This window comes from Streptomyces sp. NPDC001507 (assembly GCF_042894765.1).
GTDB lineage: Bacteria > Actinomycetota > Actinomycetes > Streptomycetales > Streptomycetaceae > Streptomyces.
Map to the genome: position 1 here is coordinate 41,409 of NZ_JBIAVV010000007.1, position 19,571 is coordinate 60,979.

At 69.7% G+C, this 19,571-nt stretch carries 15 protein-coding genes; 6 read left to right on the forward strand and 9 right to left on the reverse strand.

Annotated features, from left to right (window positions below; genetic code table 11):
- Window positions 1–81: 81 nt before the first annotated feature.
- Together ACFY0K_RS22925 and ACFY0K_RS22930 are read right to left on the reverse strand one after the other, a co-directional pair.
- Entirely contained in the window at window positions 82–306 is a 225-nt protein-coding gene (locus ACFY0K_RS22925) for a DUF397 domain-containing protein (protein WP_390641411.1), read from the reverse strand.
- The gene (locus tag ACFY0K_RS22930; RefSeq protein ID WP_390641738.1) at window positions 285–1,106 is read right to left on the reverse strand and encodes a Scr1 family TA system antitoxin-like transcriptional regulator; all 822 of its coding nucleotides are present in this window, start codon (window positions 1,104–1,106) and stop codon (window positions 285–287) included. Before ACFY0K_RS22930 ends, ACFY0K_RS22925 begins: the two co-directional genes overlap by 22 nt.
- 281 nt (window positions 1,107–1,387) lie before the next feature.
- Here ACFY0K_RS22930 and ACFY0K_RS22935 point away from each other — a divergent pair, with 281 nt between their 5' ends.
- The gene (locus tag ACFY0K_RS22935; RefSeq protein ID WP_390641412.1) at window positions 1,388–1,843 is read left to right on the forward strand and encodes an ATP-binding protein; all 456 of its coding nucleotides are present in this window, start codon (window positions 1,388–1,390) and stop codon (window positions 1,841–1,843) included.
- A 10-nt stretch (window positions 1,844–1,853) separates the two neighbouring features.
- On the opposite strand, the gene ACFY0K_RS22940 is transcribed toward ACFY0K_RS22935, so the two are convergent.
- Complete coding sequence (locus tag ACFY0K_RS22940) at window positions 1,854–2,222, reverse strand: hypothetical protein (RefSeq protein ID WP_390641413.1); 369 nt, start codon at window positions 2,220–2,222, stop codon at window positions 1,854–1,856.
- A gap of 192 nt (window positions 2,223–2,414) precedes the next feature.
- Here ACFY0K_RS22940 and ACFY0K_RS22945 point away from each other — a divergent pair, with 192 nt between their 5' ends.
- The 3 genes from ACFY0K_RS22945 (at window position 2,415) to ACFY0K_RS22955 (ending at window position 5,639) form a co-directional block, all read left to right on the forward strand.
- Window positions 2,415–3,986: a hypothetical protein gene (locus ACFY0K_RS22945; RefSeq protein WP_390641414.1), complete on the forward strand. Its 1,572-nt coding sequence runs from the start codon at window positions 2,415–2,417 to the stop codon at window positions 3,984–3,986.
- Between the two features lie 88 nt (window positions 3,987–4,074).
- Window positions 4,075–5,142: an EcsC family protein gene (locus ACFY0K_RS22950; protein WP_390641415.1), complete on the forward strand. Its 1,068-nt coding sequence runs from the start codon at window positions 4,075–4,077 to the stop codon at window positions 5,140–5,142.
- Window positions 5,143–5,240: 98 nt separating this feature from the next.
- Complete coding sequence (locus ACFY0K_RS22955; protein WP_351959258.1) at window positions 5,241–5,639, forward strand: hypothetical protein; 399 nt, start codon at window positions 5,241–5,243, stop codon at window positions 5,637–5,639.
- A gap of 23 nt (window positions 5,640–5,662) precedes the next feature.
- Here the strand turns inward: ACFY0K_RS22955 and ACFY0K_RS22960 are convergent, their stop codons facing one another.
- Window positions 5,663–8,812: a type ISP restriction/modification enzyme gene (locus ACFY0K_RS22960; protein WP_390641416.1), complete on the reverse strand. Its 3,150-nt coding sequence runs from the start codon at window positions 8,810–8,812 to the stop codon at window positions 5,663–5,665.
- A 403-nt stretch (window positions 8,813–9,215) separates the two neighbouring features.
- Here ACFY0K_RS22960 and ACFY0K_RS22965 point away from each other — a divergent pair, with 403 nt between their 5' ends.
- Entirely contained in the window at window positions 9,216–10,763 is a 1,548-nt protein-coding gene (locus tag ACFY0K_RS22965) for a competence protein CoiA family protein (protein ID WP_351959260.1), read from the forward strand.
- A 185-nt stretch (window positions 10,764–10,948) separates the two neighbouring features.
- On the opposite strand, the gene ACFY0K_RS22970 is transcribed toward ACFY0K_RS22965, so the two are convergent.
- Together ACFY0K_RS22970 and ACFY0K_RS22975 are read right to left on the reverse strand one after the other, a co-directional pair.
- On the reverse strand, window positions 10,949–12,961 hold the full coding sequence (locus ACFY0K_RS22970) for a serine/threonine-protein kinase (RefSeq protein ID WP_351959261.1): 2,013 nt from the start codon (window positions 12,959–12,961) through the stop codon (window positions 10,949–10,951).
- 178 nt (window positions 12,962–13,139) lie between these two features.
- Entirely contained in the window at window positions 13,140–13,508 is a 369-nt protein-coding gene (locus ACFY0K_RS22975; protein ID WP_390641417.1) for a hypothetical protein, read from the reverse strand.
- Window positions 13,509–13,581: 73 nt separating this feature from the next.
- On the opposite strand from ACFY0K_RS22975, the gene ACFY0K_RS22980 reads away from it, so the two are divergent.
- Window positions 13,582–15,285, forward strand: coding sequence for a hypothetical protein (locus tag ACFY0K_RS22980; RefSeq protein WP_390641418.1), 1,704 nt, complete (start codon window positions 13,582–13,584; stop codon window positions 15,283–15,285).
- Here ACFY0K_RS22980 and ACFY0K_RS22985 read toward each other — a convergent pair.
- The 3 genes from ACFY0K_RS22985 to ACFY0K_RS22995 all read right to left on the reverse strand — a co-directional run bounded on the left by ACFY0K_RS22985 (window position 15,270) and on the right by ACFY0K_RS22995 (window position 19,534).
- Window positions 15,270–17,948: an ADP-ribosylglycohydrolase family protein gene (locus ACFY0K_RS22985; protein WP_351959264.1), complete on the reverse strand. Its 2,679-nt coding sequence runs from the start codon at window positions 17,946–17,948 to the stop codon at window positions 15,270–15,272. The two genes, ACFY0K_RS22980 and ACFY0K_RS22985, sit on opposite strands and share 16 nt — an antisense overlap.
- Before the next feature lie 130 nt (window positions 17,949–18,078).
- Entirely contained in the window at window positions 18,079–18,894 is an 816-nt protein-coding gene (locus tag ACFY0K_RS22990; protein WP_390641419.1) for a hypothetical protein, read from the reverse strand.
- 40 nt (window positions 18,895–18,934) lie between these two features.
- Window positions 18,935–19,534, reverse strand: a complete 600-nt coding sequence (locus tag ACFY0K_RS22995; RefSeq protein WP_390641420.1) for a hypothetical protein — start codon at window positions 19,532–19,534, stop codon at window positions 18,935–18,937.
- Window positions 19,535–19,571: the final 37 nt, after the last annotated feature.

Sequence of the window (19,571 nt, forward strand, 5' to 3'; positions counted from 1 at the left end):
GCATGACAACGGGCTCGCTCGCTCACGTCACCCCAAGTGAATGAGCTAGCCCGTTGTTCCGTTCGGAAGGGCTGCTTGGCTCTACTTAGCAGCGAGCGCCAGGAAGGCAGCCCACTCGCCTTGGCCGACCCGCAGCACCGGTCCGCGCCCCGCGGCCTTCGAGTCCCGTACGTACACAGCGTCCAGGCTGGCGGCCACCTCCACACAGTCGCCGCCGCCCGACCCGCTGTAGCTGCTCTTAAACCAGCGCAGCTCGTTCACGTACTCGGATACCTGCTCCACGCTCACGTCTCCCCCACCAGCCATTCGATGAGCCGCCCAGACTCGACAGCGTTCAAAGCCTGCGATCGCAGCTTGCCATACCGCAACCCGAAGGCGCTGACCTCCGCCGGATCTTGCACGACGCACCCGACTTCCTGAGACTCGATGTAGCCGAGGTGCCGATGCTCCTTGGTCTCCAGCACCACGAACGGCCCGTTCAAGCCAGAGTGGAACCCGGGCCCGGCAGGCATGACCTGCACCTCGACGTTGCGCGACGCGCCAACCTCCAGCAGCCGTTGCCACTGCCCACGCATGACCTCCCTGTCGCCCGCCGGATTCCGTAGCGCCTCCTCACTGATGATGAAGGACAACTCCGCGAGCGGCACCCGCGTCAGCAGCTTCTGCCGACTCAGCCGCCCCTCCGTGTGCTGGTCGATGATCTCCTCGCTCAGCGGCGGGCAGTGCCCGGCGAACACCGCTCGCGCATACGCCTCCGTCTGCAGCAGCCCCGGCACCAGCAGCGGATCGTAGGAGAACCGGCTCACCACCTCCGCCTCGATCACCGCGAAGTTCCGGAAGAACCGAGGCAACTTCGCCCGGTCCACCTCATCCTGGAGCACCAGCAACACCCCACCGGCCCCCAGCACCCGCTCCGCCGCCGCGGTGAAGGCCGCCTTCGCCGGCCGCCGCCCCTGCTCGACCGAAGCCACTTGCTCCAGCGAGTACCCGATCGCGTCACCGAGCTGCTGCTGGCTCAACCCAGCACGCTTGCGCAGGTATCGCAACAACACCCCATAGGCCGCCCACACGCCCGGCAGATCGGGCTTTTCCTCCCTCGTCTTCACCGCCCGCCTGTTCCGCCCATCCCGTACCGTCGTCACGCTCCCACACCCTTCCGTCCCGCAGCAGACCCCGCCACCGTCCCCGGCCACGTGCGTCACCAGGCACGTCACTGGGGCCGTGCTCAACGGGGCCCGAAGAAACAGAGACACGGCCCCGGACCCGTACAACGGCCGTACAAGCCCCGTACAACCGACGCCACTCCACACCGCCCCCTCCGTACGACGCCCCCGACGTACGGCCGTCGTACCTGGTCACCGCCCCACCCGCCCTCCACGCTGACCACGTGACACAGCCCCACCTCGCCGACGAGGCACAGCCCCGCACGCCCACCCACCACCTCACCCTGCGCTTCAGCAGCACCAGACGCGGCGCCCGCCTGGCCCGCCAACTCGCCGTCCAGCAGCTGACCGAGTGGACCGGCCTGCCGTACGACTCCGACCCGGCGCAAACCGCCGCCCTCGTCACGGCCGAACTCGCGTCCAACGCGATCCGCCACGGCAGCCTCCCCGGCGGCGACTTCCGCCTCGTGCTGCTCCTCCTGCCGCACAGCCTCCGCATCGAGGTGACCGACACCCGCCCGGAACGCCGGCCGGCCCGCCCGTCGGCGCCGTCCTCCGACGAGACGTCGGGCCGGGGACTGCTCCTCGTCGAGGCCTACGCCGAACACTGGGGATGTGAGGTCCGCGACGCGTTCACGAAGACGGTCTGGGCGGAGGTGCGGATCCACCCCGCGGGCTGAAGAGGCGGGCTCAGCTCGCGGCGTAGTGCTCCGCGAGCTTCTCGATCTCCCGGGTCCACAGCACCACGTCGTCACCCTGCCGCCCGTAGGGCGCGCGACGGGCCAGCTTGAAGAAGCCCGTGGACGGCCAGCCGGTGTCCTTCAACACCACCAAGGCCGACAGCAGGGGCAGCGACCCGTCAGGGCTCTCCTGGACCGAGGCGTCCTCGAGGAGATAGGGCATGGAACCCTCGTGGGGCGGGACGTGATGCCCGCGGCGCGCCAGTTCCCTGCTCAGGTCGCCGTACGGAATCGGTCTCGCGCCCATGCGTGCCTGCTGGCGCAGGATCTCGATCACGGCCTCCAGGGCCTCCTCGTACTCCTGCGTGCTCTTCTGCATGCATCCTCCCCGGTCTCGGACACGGACGACCGCAGAACCTACGTCATGGGCGGCGCTCCTGGGGGTGAAGGTCCGAAGATGAGCTGAACCTCTTGTGAACTCAGTGCACGGACAACATACTGGTGGCCATCAAGCGCCACTCGCCCCTTCCGCGGCGGGACAGGCGTGCCTGGCCCGGGGTGGGGGACATTCGTGAGCGGTGCGGACGGCCGTCTGGTGCAGACGGCGGTGATCGGGGGCCCGAAGTCGGGACAGGCGATCATCTTGCCGACGGACGCGGACGAACTGGTCCTCTGGCGTCGGCGTCACCCCAATTACACGTACTGGTGCGGCACTCAGCTCGGCGGCTGCGGGAACGAGCTGTCGGACCGTCTGTACCGCGACAAGGTCTGCCACTTCGCGCACCGGCCCCACACCTCCTGCCACCGCGCGGCCACCGGTGCGGCCAGCGCGGACCACCTGTTCATCAGGGACGATCTCGCCGCGTGGGCCGACCGCCGGAAGCTGACGTGGCAGACCGTCGCCCGCAACCTCGGATCCGGTCCGGGCGACGCCGTCGACTTCAGTATCGGCACCGCCCGACGGCAGTATGTCCGTTTCCAGTTCAGCCGGCTCGAACACACCGACTGGCGGCGGGACAGACGGCGGCTGTCCCGCGAAGCGGCCACCCACGACTGGGTGTTCGGTCCGGGCGCGGCCCATCCGGAGACGACGCAGGAGCTGTACGACGAGTACGGCTATGTGCTCCGCTTCCGCTTCGAGACGCACGGCGCCGTACGGCACATCCGGCTCAGGGCGGAGGACCCTCGGCACAGCACCGAGTGGGTGCCTCTGGACGCCTGCACGGTGACGCCGGAAGGGTTGAGGCTGTCGGGTGTCGAGCCGCGCCGCCGAGAGAGCGCACGCCCGGCCGCCGGGGCAAGCGCCGGGCATGGGCCGGTACCGGGCGAGCGGTCTCGGGAGGAGCAGGCACGCGCGCTTGAAGAAGCACTGGTGAGCGCCGCCAGGCTCGGGACTCGGCCCACCTGGGAGGAGCTGGCCCGGACCGCTGGAAACGACCTGCTCGAGCTGCCCGTCCAGGATCGCGCCGACCTGCTGATCACCGTGGAGCGCGCCAGAGGCGGTGCGAGTCGTCCGTTGCTGTCGGCGCTAATCAGGACCGAGGAGGGCGATCCGCCGGAGTACGTGGCGGACGTGGTGGCCGCTGCCGGATGCGGTACTCCTGCGACGACGGCGGTTCTCAAGCGGTGGTGCAAGCGTGAGGCGTACCGGGCGTTCGCCGTGTACGGGGTGCCGTCCCGCGAGCCCCCGCACCGCCTGGTGCTCACCTCGGACGGCTGGCTCCCACCGCGGCAGGAGGAGGGCGATCAGCGCCTGACCTTCGTGCGTGCCCCAGATCGTCCCGTGCTGCCTCCGACGCCCCGACGAGCGCCGGGGTCATCGCTCTCCGGTGTGCTCCTCAAGGACGAGGACATCCATCGCGCCCTGCGCCGGGAGAGGCGGAGGAGCGAGCGCAGGCCCGAGCATGTCGCCGACCTCCTGCTGCTGGCAGCAGAGGCGCTGACCAGACTGCCGGAACGGCAACGCAGCCTGCTGATCGCCGAGATGGCTGTCACGCGACTCTGGCTGAAAGACCGACCTGACACGAAAACGGCCGAGGCGACTGCGGGGAAGCGGGGCAAGAAGCCGAAGAACTCCCTGCAGGGCGCACGTCCCCTGCCCGGATTCGGCGACACGGGAGCGAAGAAGAAGAGGACGACGTGAGTGCTCTTCCCCGGCGGAACCGCCGGCTCCGGGGCTCCGGAAACACACGCTGTCGCGCACAGACACTCTGACAACGGGGGGCGAGGACATGACTCTCTCTGACTACGAACTGCGCGAGTGGGACAAACTCCAGAAGCGCAAGGCGGCTTCCCTCGGCAAGGAGTCGAGGAAGCTCCTTCCGCAGCCGGCCCGCGACAAGCTCGCCTCGCTGGGCCAGAAGGTGAAGAAAGCGCCGGGTGCCGACAAAGTGGCGGCCGCCTACAGCGGAGCCGCACGAGGCCTCGGCAAGGCCGTGGGCGACACCGCGAACCGGACCGTGAGCATGAAGCGCGTCATCGAACAGTACCGGCGTGCGGGACACGACATCGCCGGGCTGGAGGACATCCGCAAGCTCGATCTCCAAGTCGTCGACGACGTCGTCCGGCACAACCTCCTCCGGTACGGTCACGCACTCTCAGGGGCGGCGACCGGCTTCGGCTCCGCCGCGGCGGTGACCGGCGGCGGTGTGCTCGCCGGGGCGGGAACCGTCGCCGGCGCGGGAGCGGGCGCCGCACCCGGGCTGGGAGCCGTGGCCGGGGCGATGGCCGCCGACACCGCGATGATGCTCGCCCTGTCCAGCCGTACGGCCGCCGCCACAGCCCTCTCCTACGGCTACGACCCGAGCGATCCCGAAGAGGAGATCTTCATCATGTCCGTGATCGCTCTCGGCATGTCCACCGGCACCTCCGCGAAGGGGGCCGCCTACGCCGAACTGTCCCACCTGACCCAGCTGCTGGTACGGAACGCGCCCTGGGCCAAACTCAACGAGAAGGTGTTGACCAGGATCGCCCAGTCCTTCGCGGCGAAGTTCGCGCAGCAGCTGACGAAGAAGAAGCTCGGTCAGGTGGTGCCCATCGCCGGCATGGCGGTCGGCGCGGGCATGAGCTATCTGCTCATCGACCGGATGGCCGTCGCGGCGCGGGACGCGTACCGCGAGCGTTTCCTGATCGAGAAGTCGGACGGCGACCTGACCGTGGACCTCGACCAGAGCGATCTCGACCTGACACCGGAGGACGAGGAGACGATCGACGTCATGGGACTGCTCCGGGAAGAGGGAGCGCTGAGCGCGTCCACGTCTTCCGAATCCGAAGAGCCCGAGGGCCGCGTGGACGGCTGAGGACAGCGCAGAGCAGGCGGCAGGGGGCGGCGAAACGGTCCAGGAACCGCGTACCGGCTTACCGGTGTCGGGGGCGCGCCGCGCGCCATACTGGGGTCATGCTCGTCCCCACCATCCAGCTGTCGCCGCTCCAGCACCACCTGTTGCGGGAAATGGATCTGTGCGACCTTCCGGCGCCCGACACGGCGCCGGAGTCCTACGCGGCCCGGGACCTCGACACGGACGAGGTCCGGGACGCCTTGCCGGGCCTGCTGTGGTCCGGGCTGGTCGAACAGCGCGGCGGCGACCACGGCACCCTCCGGCTCACGCCCCTCGGCGCGGCGACGCTGCGGGAGGCGGAGCGCGACGAACTGACGGCCCGCCTGAGCGCGGTGGCGTCCTTCGCCGACACCGTGTCCCGGGGCGCGCCGCCCCGACTGGCAGGTCACGCGCTGCGAAGGCTCGCGGAAGGAACCTGGACCTTGGAGCAGGCGGAGTCCTACGTCCGCACGGGATAGGCGGGCGGTGGGCACCGGCCCCCTCATGACTCGTCCGACTCGCCGAAGTCCAGGACGACGCGACGCCGAGCACGCCTCGCCGCGGGCTGGGGAGGAAGAACGCCCGCCGAGGCGAGGTCCGCGACAGTGACGACCGGCGAACTCACGATCTGCGCGGTGAGCGCCTGCTGCGCGGGCGCCAGGTCGACCAACCGCCGCAGGACGCTCAGCAGGTCGATCAGCTCCTCCGTCCACTGACTCGGCCAGGACGTGACGTGGATGTCGTCGAGCGGGCTGGTCCTCCGGCTGGTGGGGGACGCCTTCCGGTAGCCGAACCACTTCTTCACGACACGCATACCGCCGACCTCGTACGCCCACACAGCCGGCGGTACTCCAGTGAAGGCACCCGGGCCCACATGCAGAGTGCTCCGCTCCTCGTCGTACGACAGAGTGTCGGGTACATCGGTGCCTATCGCGGTCGTGTACCGCACCTGCCGTACATCTCCCCGGGCGAAACGGACGCCACTCTGGTCAGAGGGCCGCACCTCGCCCGGAATGGCATGCTCGCCGTACGTCGCCGCCCACAGGAACTCATGGCCGACGCGGACCGCCTCCCACCACAGATCCGGGTCACGGGTCAGAGGCAACCGCACTCCGGGGGTGAGCAGGTCCTCGGCGAAGTGCTCCGTGAAGGCGCTGTGCCCGGCGACGGCCACGGCGTAGGCCGCGAGGTCCTGCACGCGCACTACACCCACGTCGAGAACGCCTGCCAGGTACCGCAGCAGCCCGCTGGGCACGTTGGCGGTGCCGTCCGGATGGAGGACGGGGTGCACTCTGCCGCCACGGCCGTTGAAGTGGTGCGTGTCGGGCAGCAACGCGGTGGCGACCAGGGCGGGGCCGGCGCTGATCTCGTGGCTGCTCTGCTGGTTGAGGAACAACTGCCCGGGTTGCAGGGACTCCCACAGGTCGGGCCGTGGGAAGTCGAGCAGCCGGTTGTCGGCGATGAGCCAGTGGCGGTCGAAGCTGCGCTGGGCGATGCGGATCAACCGCGGCTGAGTGCCTGACTCTTCGAGCATGGCGCGGTCGGGGTGCGCGAACCCCGGTAAGCACGCCGCCCGGCCGGTGAGTCGGCGGTCTCGTGTCTCCTTGAACAGCGGCGCCTTCGCCTCGGGATCGGACTCACCGATGAGTCGCGCCCACCGGCGCCGCAGAACGGTGTCGGACGGTGAGGTCACCCACGACCTGTTGGTTGTCACTCCAAGGCTGCCCCACGGGAACAACTCGTCCAGCGCCGGATAGTCGTCCCACCCCGACAAGGTGGCCGGCGTAAAGGGCCGTACTCCCTGCGCGTGCGCGTCCCGCCAGCCCCCGTCGTCCAGGTGGACATCCCGAAGCTGGGCGAACTTCTCCGCGCGCCTGCCGTGCAGAGCCCGGTAGTGGATGCGTGCTGGGCGCTCGGTGTCGTGATCCGCGCGCCGTACGAAGACGCAGATTGACAGCGGCTGGGCGACGTGCGGGAACACCCGGGTGGCCACGTCCGGCCGCTGTCCCTCTGGAGACAGGTTGATGATCCACCCCTCGTCGCACGTCCTGCGCAGGTAGCCGCGCATGCCCCGTCCGGCGGGGCCGGTGGCGAACGCCGACGGGGTGATGAAGCAGACCACCCCGTGGCGGTCGTCCGCATGGGCGTCGAAGACCTTCCACGTGGCCCAGCGCCAGAAGTAGACGTACATGTTCTTCAGCGCGTGCTCGTAACGGCCGTTGCCCGGATGCCGGAAGTCGTCCAGGGGAGGGCGGCCTTGCCCCTTCACCCGCTTCTCGATCCAGCCGCCGCGGTTCTCGGCCTTGTCGTCGTATGGGGGATTGGAGATGACGACGGTGACGGGGACGTTGGCCTTCACGTGGTTGGCGCGGGCACGGGACACCGACAGGGCCGCGTACGTCGAGGCGAGCTGTTCCTCCTGGACGTACGGGTCGTCGAGCGTGTCCGTGACGTGGAGGTTGAGGCCGCCTGGCGGGAGCTGGGCCCCGTGCTTCTTCAGCAGGTCGGCCGCGCGCAGTTCCGCGACGGCGAACGGGCCCATCTGCAGCTCGAAGCCGTACAGGCGCTCGGCGAGGCGGCCGATCGCGTCGGGTGCCATGGCGTCGCCGTCCTGCTCGGCCGCCTGCCGGGCCACCCGCTCGATGATGGTGTGCAGGTAGGTGCCGGTGCCCATCGCCGGGTCGACGATGCGCACGCTCTCGTCGCCGTAGCCGCGTGCCTTGCCCAGGCGGGTGCGCAGCACTTCCTCGGTGAGCCGGACCATCTCCTCCACCACCTGGTGCGGGGTGTAGTAGGAGCCGCTTCGCTGGCGGAGGCCGTCGTCGTAGACGGAGAGGAACGACTCGTAGAGGTGGAGGTAGGCGTCGCGGTTGCCCTGGCGGATGATGTCCCACTCGACGGCCGCGACGGTGCGGGCGAGTAGATCCAGGGTCACCTCGAACCGTTCGTTGACGTTGTCGGTGAGGAGTTGGAGGGCCTTGCCCATCAGAGCGTGACCGGCGTTGAGGCGGCGGCCGATCTCGTGGAAGCTGGTGCCGGTCACCGGGATGTCCTCGGTATGAGCGAGGAGCAGCGCGAAGGTGATCGTCTGGGCGTAGCCGTCGGCGAAGGTCGCGTCGTCCGCGGTGGGGAATAGGTACCGGCGCCAGTCGCTCCGCAGGCCGGTGAAGGGACGTTCGGCGGAGTCGGCCGCGTCCAGCCCCGCCTCGGCCCGCAACTGCTCCCGTACCGCCTCGCGCAGCAGGCGGCACAACGGGGCGATGTGCTGGACGAATACCGAAACGCGGCGGATCTTCGGTGGTTCCCAGCAGAGTACGGCCTGGGCCAGCGCATCGAAGGCGGCCAGGTCGCCGGCGGTCAGCTTCCCTCCGGCGCTCTTCAACGTGCCCTGCAGTACGACTTCTTCACCGATCTGCACGCCATACTGGAAGAGACGCCAATGGGTGCCGTTGGTGTAGAGCAGGTTGGGGAGGTCCCGCAGGCGTTCCCACTGTCTTTTGTCGTGACCGGTAAAGGAGTCGGGGTCGATGCTCTTACCCGGCCGCTTCACCTCGATGTAGCCGGTGACGTTCGTGTTGACGCGCACGGCGTAATCGGGACGGACCCCGAGGTGGGGGATGCGGGTCTCCGGGTGCCAGCTGATCTCGGGCATGGCGTGGTGCGTGGCTATGCTGCGGAACAGCTGCTCCAAAGGGCTGCGGATGGCTGCCTCGCGGTCACCGGGGCCCGTCAGGTTCCGTTCGCATTCCGAGCCGAAGACGGAAATGACTTCCTGGAGCCAATGAAGACGTGCGTCAGCCATCGATCGCCCCCCAAACCCCCAGGCCCCGAACGTGGGGCCACCCCTCTCGCAGTATGGGGCAGGTACACGCAAAGAGGCAGAGGCGTGCAGGCATTCAGTTCCGATACACGCGCGCCCCGTAGCAGCAGCGTCGTGGTCAAATCAGTTGAGGTGCCCGGCCGATGATGCCTTGTGAACTCAGTGCACGGAGCGCATACTCCGACTGTCGCATCGAGACTGCATTCCTGGGCGCGAGGCCTTGAGGGGGGCGCACATGACCTACGCGGACAGCAGGCTGGTGCAGACCGCGGTGATCGGCAGCCGAGGGTCCGACCGCGCGATCATTCTGCCGACGGACGCTGATGAACTCGCCCGGTGGCGTCGTCATCACCCTGACTACAGCTACTGGTGCGGCACGCTCCTCGGCGGCTGCGGCAACGAACTCTCGGACCGTCTTTACCGGGACAAGGTCTGCCACTTCGCTCACCATCCCCACACCTCCTGCCACCGCACGGCCACCGGAGCGAGCAGTGCCGACCACCTCTTCGTCAAGGGAGACCTGACCGCTTGGGCCGGCCGGCGGCGGCTGAAGGCAAGCGCCTCGCTGCGCAATCTGGGCACCGGCCCGGGCGACGCCGTCGACTTCCGGGTTCGAGAGGCCCGCCAGCACGTGCGGTTCCAGTTCCGCAAACTCGCCCATGCGGAATGGACGGAGGCCAGCGGGCGCCTCATCCGGGAATCGGCCACTGTCGACTGGGTGTTCGGGCCGGGCGCCGCTCATCCGGCGACGATGGAGGAGCTGTACGACGTGCACGGCTACCTGCTCAGGTTCCGTTGCGAGACGCAGGGCGCCGCACGCCGTGTGCGCCTGCGCGCCGAGCATCCGCGGCGCAGCACCGACTGGGTGCCGCTGGACGCATGCCTGATGACGCCCGACGGCCTACGACTACCGGGCATGAGGGGACCTGGCCGCCACATCCGGCCTGCCGTCTCCGTGCCGGAGGCTCCCGCCCCCGCCCCTAAGCCCCAGTCTCGAGCGGAACGGGTGGCAGCCGTACGGCAGGCGCTCGTGAGCGCGGCGAGGCTGCGGACACGTCCTACTTGGGGATCTCTTTCCAGAGCCGCCGGCCTGGACCTGACGGCGATTACCGACGCGGAGCGGGTTCGGCTGCTCGTGGAGGTCGACGAGGGGGTGGGACGGGAAGGCAGGCCCCTGTTGTCGGCGTTGCTTCGAAGCGATGAGGGCGGCACACCGGTCTACCTCGGGCAGGTGAGCCGGGCTGTGGGCTGTGGATCACCGGCGACTGCCGCCGTCCTTAAACGCTGGTGCCAACGCGAGGTGGACCGTGCCTTCGCGGTGCACGGGATCCCGCCCCGGACGCCTCCTCCTCGGCTCGAGATCGACAGAGACGGTCACATCGCCGCTGACAGCGCCCCGCCGCACCAGCCCCGCGTCATCGTCCATAGTGCGGGCGGTGCACCCCAGGAATGGGACCGCTTGACCCGTGAACTGCACCGTGCGGAAGAGCTTCGCAGAGACCTCGTGATGGCCAGGAATGACAAGGCGGTCAGACTGGTGGCCGCTCTGCTGAAAGAAGGGGAGGAGGTACTTCCCCGTCTCGCTCGGGCACAAGGCTCCAAGCTGCGCTCCGAGATGGTCAGTGCCCGAAACTGGTTGCGGGGCCGGTTGGAGCGTGGGGAGACGAGGAGCACTGCGGGCAAGCGCGCTGCCGAGGCGCCGAAATCCGGCAAGAGGAAGCGCAGGAAAAGACGCAAAGGTTCGGCCAACGGCGCCCGTCCACTTCCCGGTAGCGGACAGTAGGAGAACCGAGCAGTCGTGGTGCCGGGGGTGCGCTCATATACTCCGTCAGCGTCCCTGACTGGCAGAGTTGAACCATCCCATGCTCCTTCTAGAGGCGTAAGCATGCCAACTTCGCGGCGCCGTCCTCATGGACGGACCGCGGCCCTCTGCAACGCCGAGCGCCGATCTCGGTTCGGCATCTTCGCTCAGTCAGGGCAGGCGGCCCGTGTGGTGGCGTTGCCCCAACGCATCATCAGGTAGTGGTTCCCGCCGATCTGCGCCACGGCGTAGCGCGAGTACGGCCACGCGCCACCCGCGCTCTCCCGCTGGGCCACGAGAGCCCGGCACGCCTCGCCGGCGGTCATGGCCGCCCAAGACTCGGCCTTGCCCTCGTTCCACGGTGCGTAGTCCGACCAGACGTACATCACCGAGTTGCCGGGGTCGAAGCCCACTTTGATCTCCGCGTTGCCGAGTACGCGGTCGGTGCCGAGGTCCTGGCGCATGGAGTTGCTCCGCTGGATGATCCTCCGGGTGAGGTGGTCGGCGACCCGGATCTCGTCGCCGTCGGTGCTGGGGATCATCGCCTGGCCTAGGCCGTCCTCGTCCGGTGTCCAGTCCTGCGCGTTGCCGTCCGGGTTCTGACCGGTGCCGTCGTCGGCCGCCACCTGGCAGTTGGAGTTGGTGACGAAGTCGTCCTGCCAGGTGACCTCGGGGTCCTGGCCCGGTTCCTCCTTCACCATCACGTAACGGCGGTACGGAAGATCCGGGTGCAGACGGAGTACGACATCCCGCGCCGTCAGACACATGTTCCTGGCGATCTCCGTCTCCGCGTACATCGCGCCCTGCTCGTCGGAGCTGAGCGTGTAGGAGAGGTAGACCTCCCGACGCGACTCGTGGAACCGGACGGCTTCCGGGGAGAAGCTGGCGCCGTCGCTCAGCTCCTGGGCGACGACACCCTCGTCGTGCAGGACCGCGCGCGCCACGTCGTGCTCGCCCGCGCCCTGAGCCCCCCGCGCCTGGCTCCAGCTCTCCGCGGTCGCCGAGTCGCCGCTCGCGGTCCGCTGATTCTCCGCCGCGCCGCCCTTCACCGTCTTCGCAGACGGTCGCGCGGATCCGGCCGAGGAGGACGACGAGGCCGAGGCCGACGACGATGCGTGCGTGTCGGTCCCCGTGTCCCGGGGCATCAGCGCAGCCACTCCTCCGGCCAGGCCGCCGATGACGCCCGCCGCGAGGACCAGGCCGCCGACCAGCCGCTTCTTCGGCTGCTTCCGGCCCGCGGTCAGGTGCCATGACGGATCATCCCCGGCCGGCACGTCCCACACCGCCGACACCATGTCCACGGCCGTCGCCGGTGCCGGGCCGATGCTCCCCACCTGGGTCGCCTCGGAGGCCAGCCGGACCGCGCACTCACGGGCGGCTTCGGCGGCCGACGGGCGGTCACCGGGTTCCTGGGACAGAGCCTTCTCCACGATCCCGCGCAGGGCGGTGGGGACGCCGTCCAGATCCGCCTCACCCGACATCACCCGAAAGGCCACCACGTCGGGTGCGCCCGCCCCGAACGGCAGCCGCCCGGTGGCCGCGTAGGCCACGAGCGCTCCCCAGGCGAACACGTCGCCGGCCGGACCAGCGGTGCCCTGACGGTACTGCTCGGGGCTGATCCAACCAGGGGTGCCGGTCATCACCCCGGTCCGGGTGACACTGGTTCCGTCGGCGGCGTGGGCGATGCCGAAGTCCAGCACACGGGTCCCGGAGGGCGTGAGGAGGACGTTCTGCGGCTTCACGTCGCGGTGCACCACTCCCGCGGCGTGAATGGCGGCCAGCGCCTGTGCCGTGGCGGCGGCGAAAGCGTACAGGCTTCCTTCGTAGAGGGGCCCGTGCGCGCTCACGTGCTGGTTCAGCGTCGGCCCGGGCACGTAGGCGGTGGCCAGCCACGGCGTCGGCGCGTCCGGATCTGCGGCGAGCAGCGGGACGAGGTGCGGCCCGGTGACCCGGGAGGACAGTTGCACCTCACGCCTGAACCGGGCCCGGAACTCGGGGTCCTGGGCGTGCTCGGGGTGGACCACCTTTACCGCCACCCGCATTCCGTCGGAGGTGACTCCGGCGTGGACGGTGCCCATGCCTCCGGCGCCGAGCCGGCCGACGATGCGGTACGGGCCTATGCGGGTGGGATCACCGGGGCGGGCGGGCTGGACTCTTCCGCCGGAGCCGTTCTCGCTCACGCATGCTTCCTTGAATTGTTCATCTGCCCCAGCAGGCACGCGTACTGATGGCAAGTCAGGGGAATTGGGAGGTCCGAAGACGCGGCGAGCACAGCGGGAGCAGTCTCACCGGCGCAACAGGTCGGCCACGGTGAGCAGGCAGGGCTGTAATGCTTCTGTGTGCTGACGCGGTGAGGCATCAACGGCGGGCGTGGTGCGCCGCGAGGGCCCTCAGCTCGTCGACCCAGAGCTCCACGTCGTCGCCAGTGCGTCGGTACGGAGCACGGCGGGCCAGTTTGAAGAAGCCGCCGGACGGCATGCGCGTCTCCTGCCGCACCACCAGCGCCGACAACATGGGCAACGAACCATCCGCATTCTCGCGAGCGCAGGCGTCTTCCAACAGGTGAGGCATCGGCTCCTCGTGGGCCGCCACCTGATGACCGAGCCGCTGGAGTTCGTTGCTCACTTGCCCGTACTGCAAGGGTTCCGCCCCCTGACGCGCTCGCTCCCGCAGAATCCCGACCGGAGCGTCCAGCGCCTGCTCGTATGCGTGGCTGCCCTTCCGCATGGGCGGTCCCCTCCCCGTCGGCCATGTGCTGCTGGGCGAGCCTATGCCTCCCGCGCGCCGACGGACAGCCTGAGTGTCGATTCAGGTGGAAAATCGTTGTGAACTCAGCGCACGACAGCCCATACTGATGGCCTTTGACAACGGTTGCCTCATGGGGGTGGCGGGCTACCCGATCATCGGGCGACCGATCAGGTCGTCCGCATCGGCAGAGTGGGAGGGCTTGGGCATGGGTGGGAACGACGCCGCCAGAGTGAGATTCCTCGAGTTGGGGTGCAGTCTTGAAGACGCAGACACCCTGGTTCGTGCGGGCATCGACCCGGACATCGTCGGAACCCGTGCCCGTGACGCCGTCCCCTTTGCCTCCGCTGCCGTCCATCACGGGCTGGCTGACCCCAACGGCTGGCTGGAGGCCGCGGGTGGCGATCCGGATGAGGCGTGGAAGGCCTGGGCGATGGACTCCGTGGAGGGTCCCATGGGCGCAGGGGATGACGATGGTGACGGAGAAGAGTACGACGAGAGCGACGGCGGCTGTCGCGTCTATGGCTGGGTGAGTGCCTACATCGGCAGCGTCGGCCCAGGTGAGTACACCATCGAGTTGTACGACGATCTGGGGCTGCCGGGCAACGCCACCTACGTGGACACTCTGACCTTCTCCCTGCCCGTACCGGCTGTGGCCGGTTCTCCGGCGGACCGGGACGCCTGCGTCATCAAGGCGGCGACCGAAGAACTCGCCGCCTACGGATGCATTCCGGGATCCGACTTCCTCGGCAGCGACGGCAGCTTCAGCGTCCAGGTGCAGGCCAGCGATCGCGCCCTGGAATGGCTCGAGGACCAGCGGTCGGTGGCGGAGAAACTTGACCTGCTGCTCGCCGGGCTGCACGCTCTGCTGGACGACCCGGCGGCTGTCCGCGCAGGCCGCGACCGGCCCGGCATCGAGGTCATCGCGGAGCTCCGCCCCGGCGGACCGGGCCGGGCTCCGGAAGGCGCTCGCACATCGATCGTCGACTGGAACGACCGCGAATTGTTCTTGCTGGAGGTCGCTGACCAGCGGCCTGACCAAGTCCTGATCGAGCGGTATCACGGCGGCTGGGCCAGGCGCCTTGACGGAGCACGCGACCTGAAGCATCCCGGTCTGCGCGGTCTGAAGCATGTGCGGGCGGAGGCGGCACGGCGCGATGACGAACTGAGCGGCTTCACCGCACTGTTCCGCTCTTGCCACCAGGTGCATCGTCACCAGATCCAGGCCGACTGGGCGGAGGAACTCGGTCGCCGGCTGAAGGCGTGGGAGCGGGACATCAGGGCCGTACGGGAAGAACAGGCCTGCTTTCCCCACCTCAAGCGGTGGGGGAAGGAGCTGCGCAAGGCCCTGCTGAACGACGAGCAGTACCTGGCGGCTCGGACGCCCGCGGCTCAGGATCGTCGGGGCAGGGACCTCGCCCGCAGCATGTTCGGCTCCGACTGCCCCGTGCAGTCCGTCTACATCCGGCGCGCCCTCACCAAGGCGCGGGCCAGGCGGGCCGAACTCGCTCTCGAGCAGCAACGGGTGCAATGGAGGGCCGCCGTTCCGGCCTGGGCGGAGCGGCTGGCCGGCTCGGCGGACTTTCTGCAAGGCACGACCGCGGAACGGGCCATGCTCGCCAGCAACCTCCTGTACGCGCACGACCCCGCGGCCGACACATCTGAACTCGTCCGCCTGCTGCGCACCGCGGCTGCCGCTCTCGTGCCCTCGGACGACCGGAGCGCCCTCGATAGGGCCGCTGGTCACCACCCGGGGTAGCGGTCCCACCAGTGCGGGTCCCAGCCGGCGGTGTACTCGCCGCCGCTGGGGGAGTCGGTGATCTGGGCGACAAGGTCGTGGGCCAGGGTGTCGAGGACCCAGGCCAGTTCATGGCGGCTGACCAGATCGACGGGCAGCGCCTCCGCGCCGTGCAGCGCTCCGAGCAGCGCCCCGGCCACGCAGGCGACCGAGTCGCCGTCCGGAGCTCCGGCGGCGAAGCGCAGCGCGGCGTTCAGCTCGCCTCGGTCGGGGAAGGAAGCGGCGGCATACAGACCGCCGAGCAGTGCCGAGGGTGCCGTGGCGTCCGGTGCGAGCCGCGCGAGCCGTCCCGGGTCCGCGGGGTGGTCATCCGCCTGCCTGAGTGCCGCTTCAAGCTGCTCGAGTTCAGCGGTGGTCGGAGCCTCGTCGGCGCGGGTGAGGGCGAGGAGGCCGTCCGTCAGTGCCTGCCGCACCTGTGGCCGCTCGCCGGCCGCGGTCAGGCAGTGGGCGGCCAGCACGGCCGCGTGGGCCGCCGCGGAGTGCGCGGCGGGGTCGCCATGGGTGAGGGCGGCGAACAGGCGGCCCTGTCCTGCCCAGTACGCTCGGTCGGTTCCCGCGATGGCCACGGCGACGGGCAGGGTACGGGTGAGGGCGTGGCAGCCGCGGCTGGCCGTGGGCCTCTCCACCATGCCGTGCTCCGTCTTGGCCAGGGCGGCCACCGTCGCCGGTGCCGAACCGCGCCGCTCGGCCAGCACAGGGACCTGGGCGAGCCAGCCGTCGGGCCTGTCGTCGCGCCAGGACCACCGCTTCGCCTTCAGCCCCTGCAAGGCCGCCCATCGGCAGTAGGCGTGCCACACCACCCCGACCGGAGCGCAGATGCCCTTGTGCTCGCCGCGCACGAAGGCACGGATCAAGCCCTCGGTGGTAAAGCAGGCCAACTGGGAGCTGACCCCGGACCGCAAGGGGCCATCGGCCGGCAGCTTGCCCTGAGCGGCGCCCAGCGTGTCCCCCAGCGCCAGACCGAGCAGCAACCCGCGCACCCTGGACAGCGCGCCCCTCTCCTTCAGGAACTCCCCGGGCCGGTCACCCTCGCCGACCGCGCCCTCCACTTCCTCGCGGCCGATGGTCCGGTCCTTCTCCCGGAACCGCGCAGGGCTGCCGCCCGAGCGGCTGCCTGCGGCCAGGTCGAGCACCGCGTCGTACAGCTCGGGGTGCGCCGACAGCTGCCAGCCGTGGACCAGCACTTCGCGCAGGTCCGACAGCGCGGTCTTGGGGTCGATGCCGGCGGCCAGGTGGCTGTAGAGCGCGGCGACGGCCGGGGTGCGGCTCTGCCCGGCGAGGCAGTGAAGCAGGACCCGCTTGCCCTCCTGACGCAACCGCAGCAGCTGACGGGCGGCCTGGTCCAGCACGTAGTGGAGGTTGGCGTTCTCTCCCTGGCTGTCCACCAGCCAGACCCGCAGGTGCTCGACGTCGGCGCCGGCCAGGATCGGGTCGGAACCGACGCGGCACAGGGAGACCACGGCGTCGACCGGCACCACCTCCGTACCTTGGGCCAGGGCCAGATTGCCCAGTACCACCCCTTCGTCGTGCGGATGTGGGACGGCGAAGCCGCGCGGGGTGGAGGGCGAGACAGGCATGCGCGCGGCGGAGGGCCAGCCTGTGGCGTCGCCGCTCCCGCCACCGGCGGTGAGCACCGCCAACCGGACCAGTTCGGCCCCGGTGAGGCCGGGCCAGCCGTGCACGTCCCGCTGCCACTCCAGCGGGACGGCGGAGCAGCCCCAGCGTGCGCCGAGCAGGGCACCGGCGATCGCCGCGACGGTGTCGGTGTCGTTCCCGGCCCGGACCGCAGCCTCCAGGGCGAGCCGCAGGTGTTGGGCGGGGAAGCCGCCCTTGGCGGGGTTCAGCTCGGGGACCGGGGTGCGAATGATCGCCGACCAGGCGGCCTGAAGCGCGTGGACGACCCAGCCGTTGGAGGAGAAGTGGTGCGGAGCGTGGGCCTCCGCCTCGTCCAGCCGCTCCGCCCACAGGCCCCGGCGCTCCGCGGGGAGCAGGTCCAGGCCGGCGCGTACGCCGTCCAACGTTCCCTCCAGCACGGCGGTACGGATGCCGGAGCACCACAGCACGCAGGCATCGGCGCAGTCGGGGTCCGGGTGGGTGAGCGAGCTGACCGCGATGACCGCCTCGGCCATCGCCTCCGCGTCTCCGAGATGGGCGAGGGCAACGATCCCGGTCCGCATCAACGAGCCGTTGCCGGCGCTTTGAGGGTGGCGGGCGGCGTAGTCGCGGGCCGCTCCCCGCATGACCGCGCCCGCAGCACCGGTCGCCCGCCCGGCGGCCGACAGGATGGCTCGGGTCTGATTGCCGACGTCGCTGGCACCCCCGGCCAGCCAGCGCCGGAAGTTCGCCGCGATCGCGTCGAGGGCCTCGGTACCGCGCAGATCGGCTCCGGTCGCCGCCACCTCGGCGATGCACACCTGCATCTGGGTGTCGTCGGAGTATTCGCCGGGCTCGTAGGGCCCCAGGCCGCCGCCGATCATCTGCGGCTGCTGGTCGGCGCGCAGCGTCGCCTGGAACTCGTACGGTACGCCCAGCGCGTCGCCCACGGCCGCGCCGAGCAGCACCCCGGCGGCACGATCGGTGCCCCGAGCGTCCAGGCTGGGGTTCGGTATGTGTGTGCTGGACATGGGACTCCATACGGTCGGAGGCACACGGCAGGCGCCCAGAAGGCAACCGGCCAGTGGAGTTGATGGGGCGTCAGCTTGGCACGACGACCCCCTTATCGTCAACCAGACGATAGCGGGAGGTCTCGGCCGGTCAGAGGTCGGCGAAGTCTGGTGCCCAGGCGAGCCGCAGACCGACACTTCCGGCCAGTGCGACCCAGCGGACCACGGACGGGGGTCTCTCGAGGACCAGGACCGGACGTAGGACGGCATGGGGGTGCCGGCTCCGCAATTGGTGGGCGTAGTCGAGGACTTGTCCGATGCCCAAGCGGATCTGCTGTTCCTCACGTGCCCCGGTCAGGCTCTTGACCTCGGCGACGAACACCTCTTCACCGCGAGACCATCCGGCGTCGAACTGGGGGGCGCCGGGAGCGTGGGCACGTGCCTCGACGCCCTGGCGCGACAGGTGTGCGATGAGGGCACCGACTGTCGCTTCGTGTGCGGTCGTCGCCTTGTCGAGACTGCTGAGGTCCAGCGTCAGATCACCGGACAGGCGTCGGCCCGTGTGCCGTACGCGCAGAGGGCCGCCGAGAATGCCGCCGCCCTCGGTCGTACCGGCTGCGACGGGGCGTATGTGTCCGGCACCCGCCTTTCTCAGCTCCAGACACGGCGCGGCACGTCCCTTGAGTAACTTTGAGAAGCCGTCCGCGTCCACGACACAGACGTGCCGGCCTCCGTTGCGCTCGGCTTCGGCGTCGACGAGCGTGCTGCTGTAGGCGCGACGGTCGTCCGTCACGACCTTGCTGGCCAGATCGCCGTAGACGACGAGGGTGACCTTCCGCGAGAAGTCGGTCTTGGGGACCGCGCCTCGCTGCCCGGCTCTCTCGGCGCAGGTGGCTCTGACCGTCCACACGTCGTCGACGAGAACCCGGCCCGTGAAGCAGACGGTGTGGCCCTTGAGTCCGTGCACCGTTCCCCTGCATGCCTCGTCCGGCACAGGTATCCCTCCCTCAGCCGTCGTCCGGCGACAGCCAGTCGATGTGCCGCAGTACGGGCACGATCTTGAAGTAGGTGAAGGCCACCACAGGTGTCTCGTCATCCGCTGCGGGAAAGAACAAGGCGTGCTGCAGTGGCTTCTCGTGCTGCGCATCGTCGAGGTCCACCAGAGGCAGATTCGGGCGGTCGAAGGCGGGCCCGAGGCTGACGCCCTTCCGGGCGGTCAGCTCGCGAAGCCGGGTCAGCCCCACCTGGTCGGCGAGATCCGCTGTCGTGAGGGATTTCTTGACTCGTGGTCTGTCCTGCCTGTCCACGTAGGTGGGGAACACCATGATGCGTAGCTCCCCCTGCCTCTCGGTGGTGCAGATCCCCGAGCGCAGTCTGTTGTGCAGGTTGGATAGGGCTGCGGGCATCTCCGGGACGACCGTGGGCTTGTAGAGCACGATGTCTCGCTCGCCATTCGCCCAATGGTTGTCATGCACGGTCAGCACCGGCTGTCCGGGGAGCCGCAGCTCCCATTCGATGGCGCTTGCCCGGGAGAGCACGCCCGAACAGGTTGTGCCTGTCTTGTCCTTGCCTGCCCCGTCATTACGGGCCAGCGCGAGGTCGTTCATCAACCGCACGAGCGATTACCCCCTACCGGTGTGCCCG

What these genes read in the sequence shown, in the direction of transcription:
- ACFY0K_RS22925 (WP_390641411.1), bottom strand. Translation starts at nt 306, where the DNA reads ATGGCTGGTGGGGGAGACGTGAGCGTGGAGCAGGTATCCGAGTACGTG.
- ACFY0K_RS22950 (WP_390641415.1), top strand. Translation starts at nt 4,075, where the DNA reads ATGACTCTCTCTGACTACGAACTGCGCGAGTGGGACAAACTCCAGAAG.
- ACFY0K_RS22985 (WP_351959264.1), bottom strand. Translation starts at nt 17,948, where the DNA reads ATGTCCAGCACACACATACCGAACCCCAGCCTGGACGCTCGGGGCACC.
- ACFY0K_RS22965 (WP_351959260.1), top strand. Translation starts at nt 9,216, where the DNA reads ATGACCTACGCGGACAGCAGGCTGGTGCAGACCGCGGTGATCGGCAGC.
- ACFY0K_RS22955 (WP_351959258.1), top strand. Translation starts at nt 5,241, where the DNA reads ATGCTCGTCCCCACCATCCAGCTGTCGCCGCTCCAGCACCACCTGTTG.
- ACFY0K_RS22960 (WP_390641416.1), bottom strand. Translation starts at nt 8,812, where the DNA reads ATGCCCGAGATCAGCTGGCACCCGGAGACCCGCATCCCCCACCTCGGG.
- ACFY0K_RS22940 (WP_390641413.1), bottom strand. Translation starts at nt 2,222, where the DNA reads ATGCAGAAGAGCACGCAGGAGTACGAGGAGGCCCTGGAGGCCGTGATC.
- ACFY0K_RS22975 (WP_390641417.1), bottom strand. Translation starts at nt 13,508, where the DNA reads ATGCGGAAGGGCAGCCACGCATACGAGCAGGCGCTGGACGCTCCGGTC.
- ACFY0K_RS22995 (WP_390641420.1), bottom strand. Translation starts at nt 19,534, where the DNA reads ATGAACGACCTCGCGCTGGCCCGTAATGACGGGGCAGGCAAGGACAAG.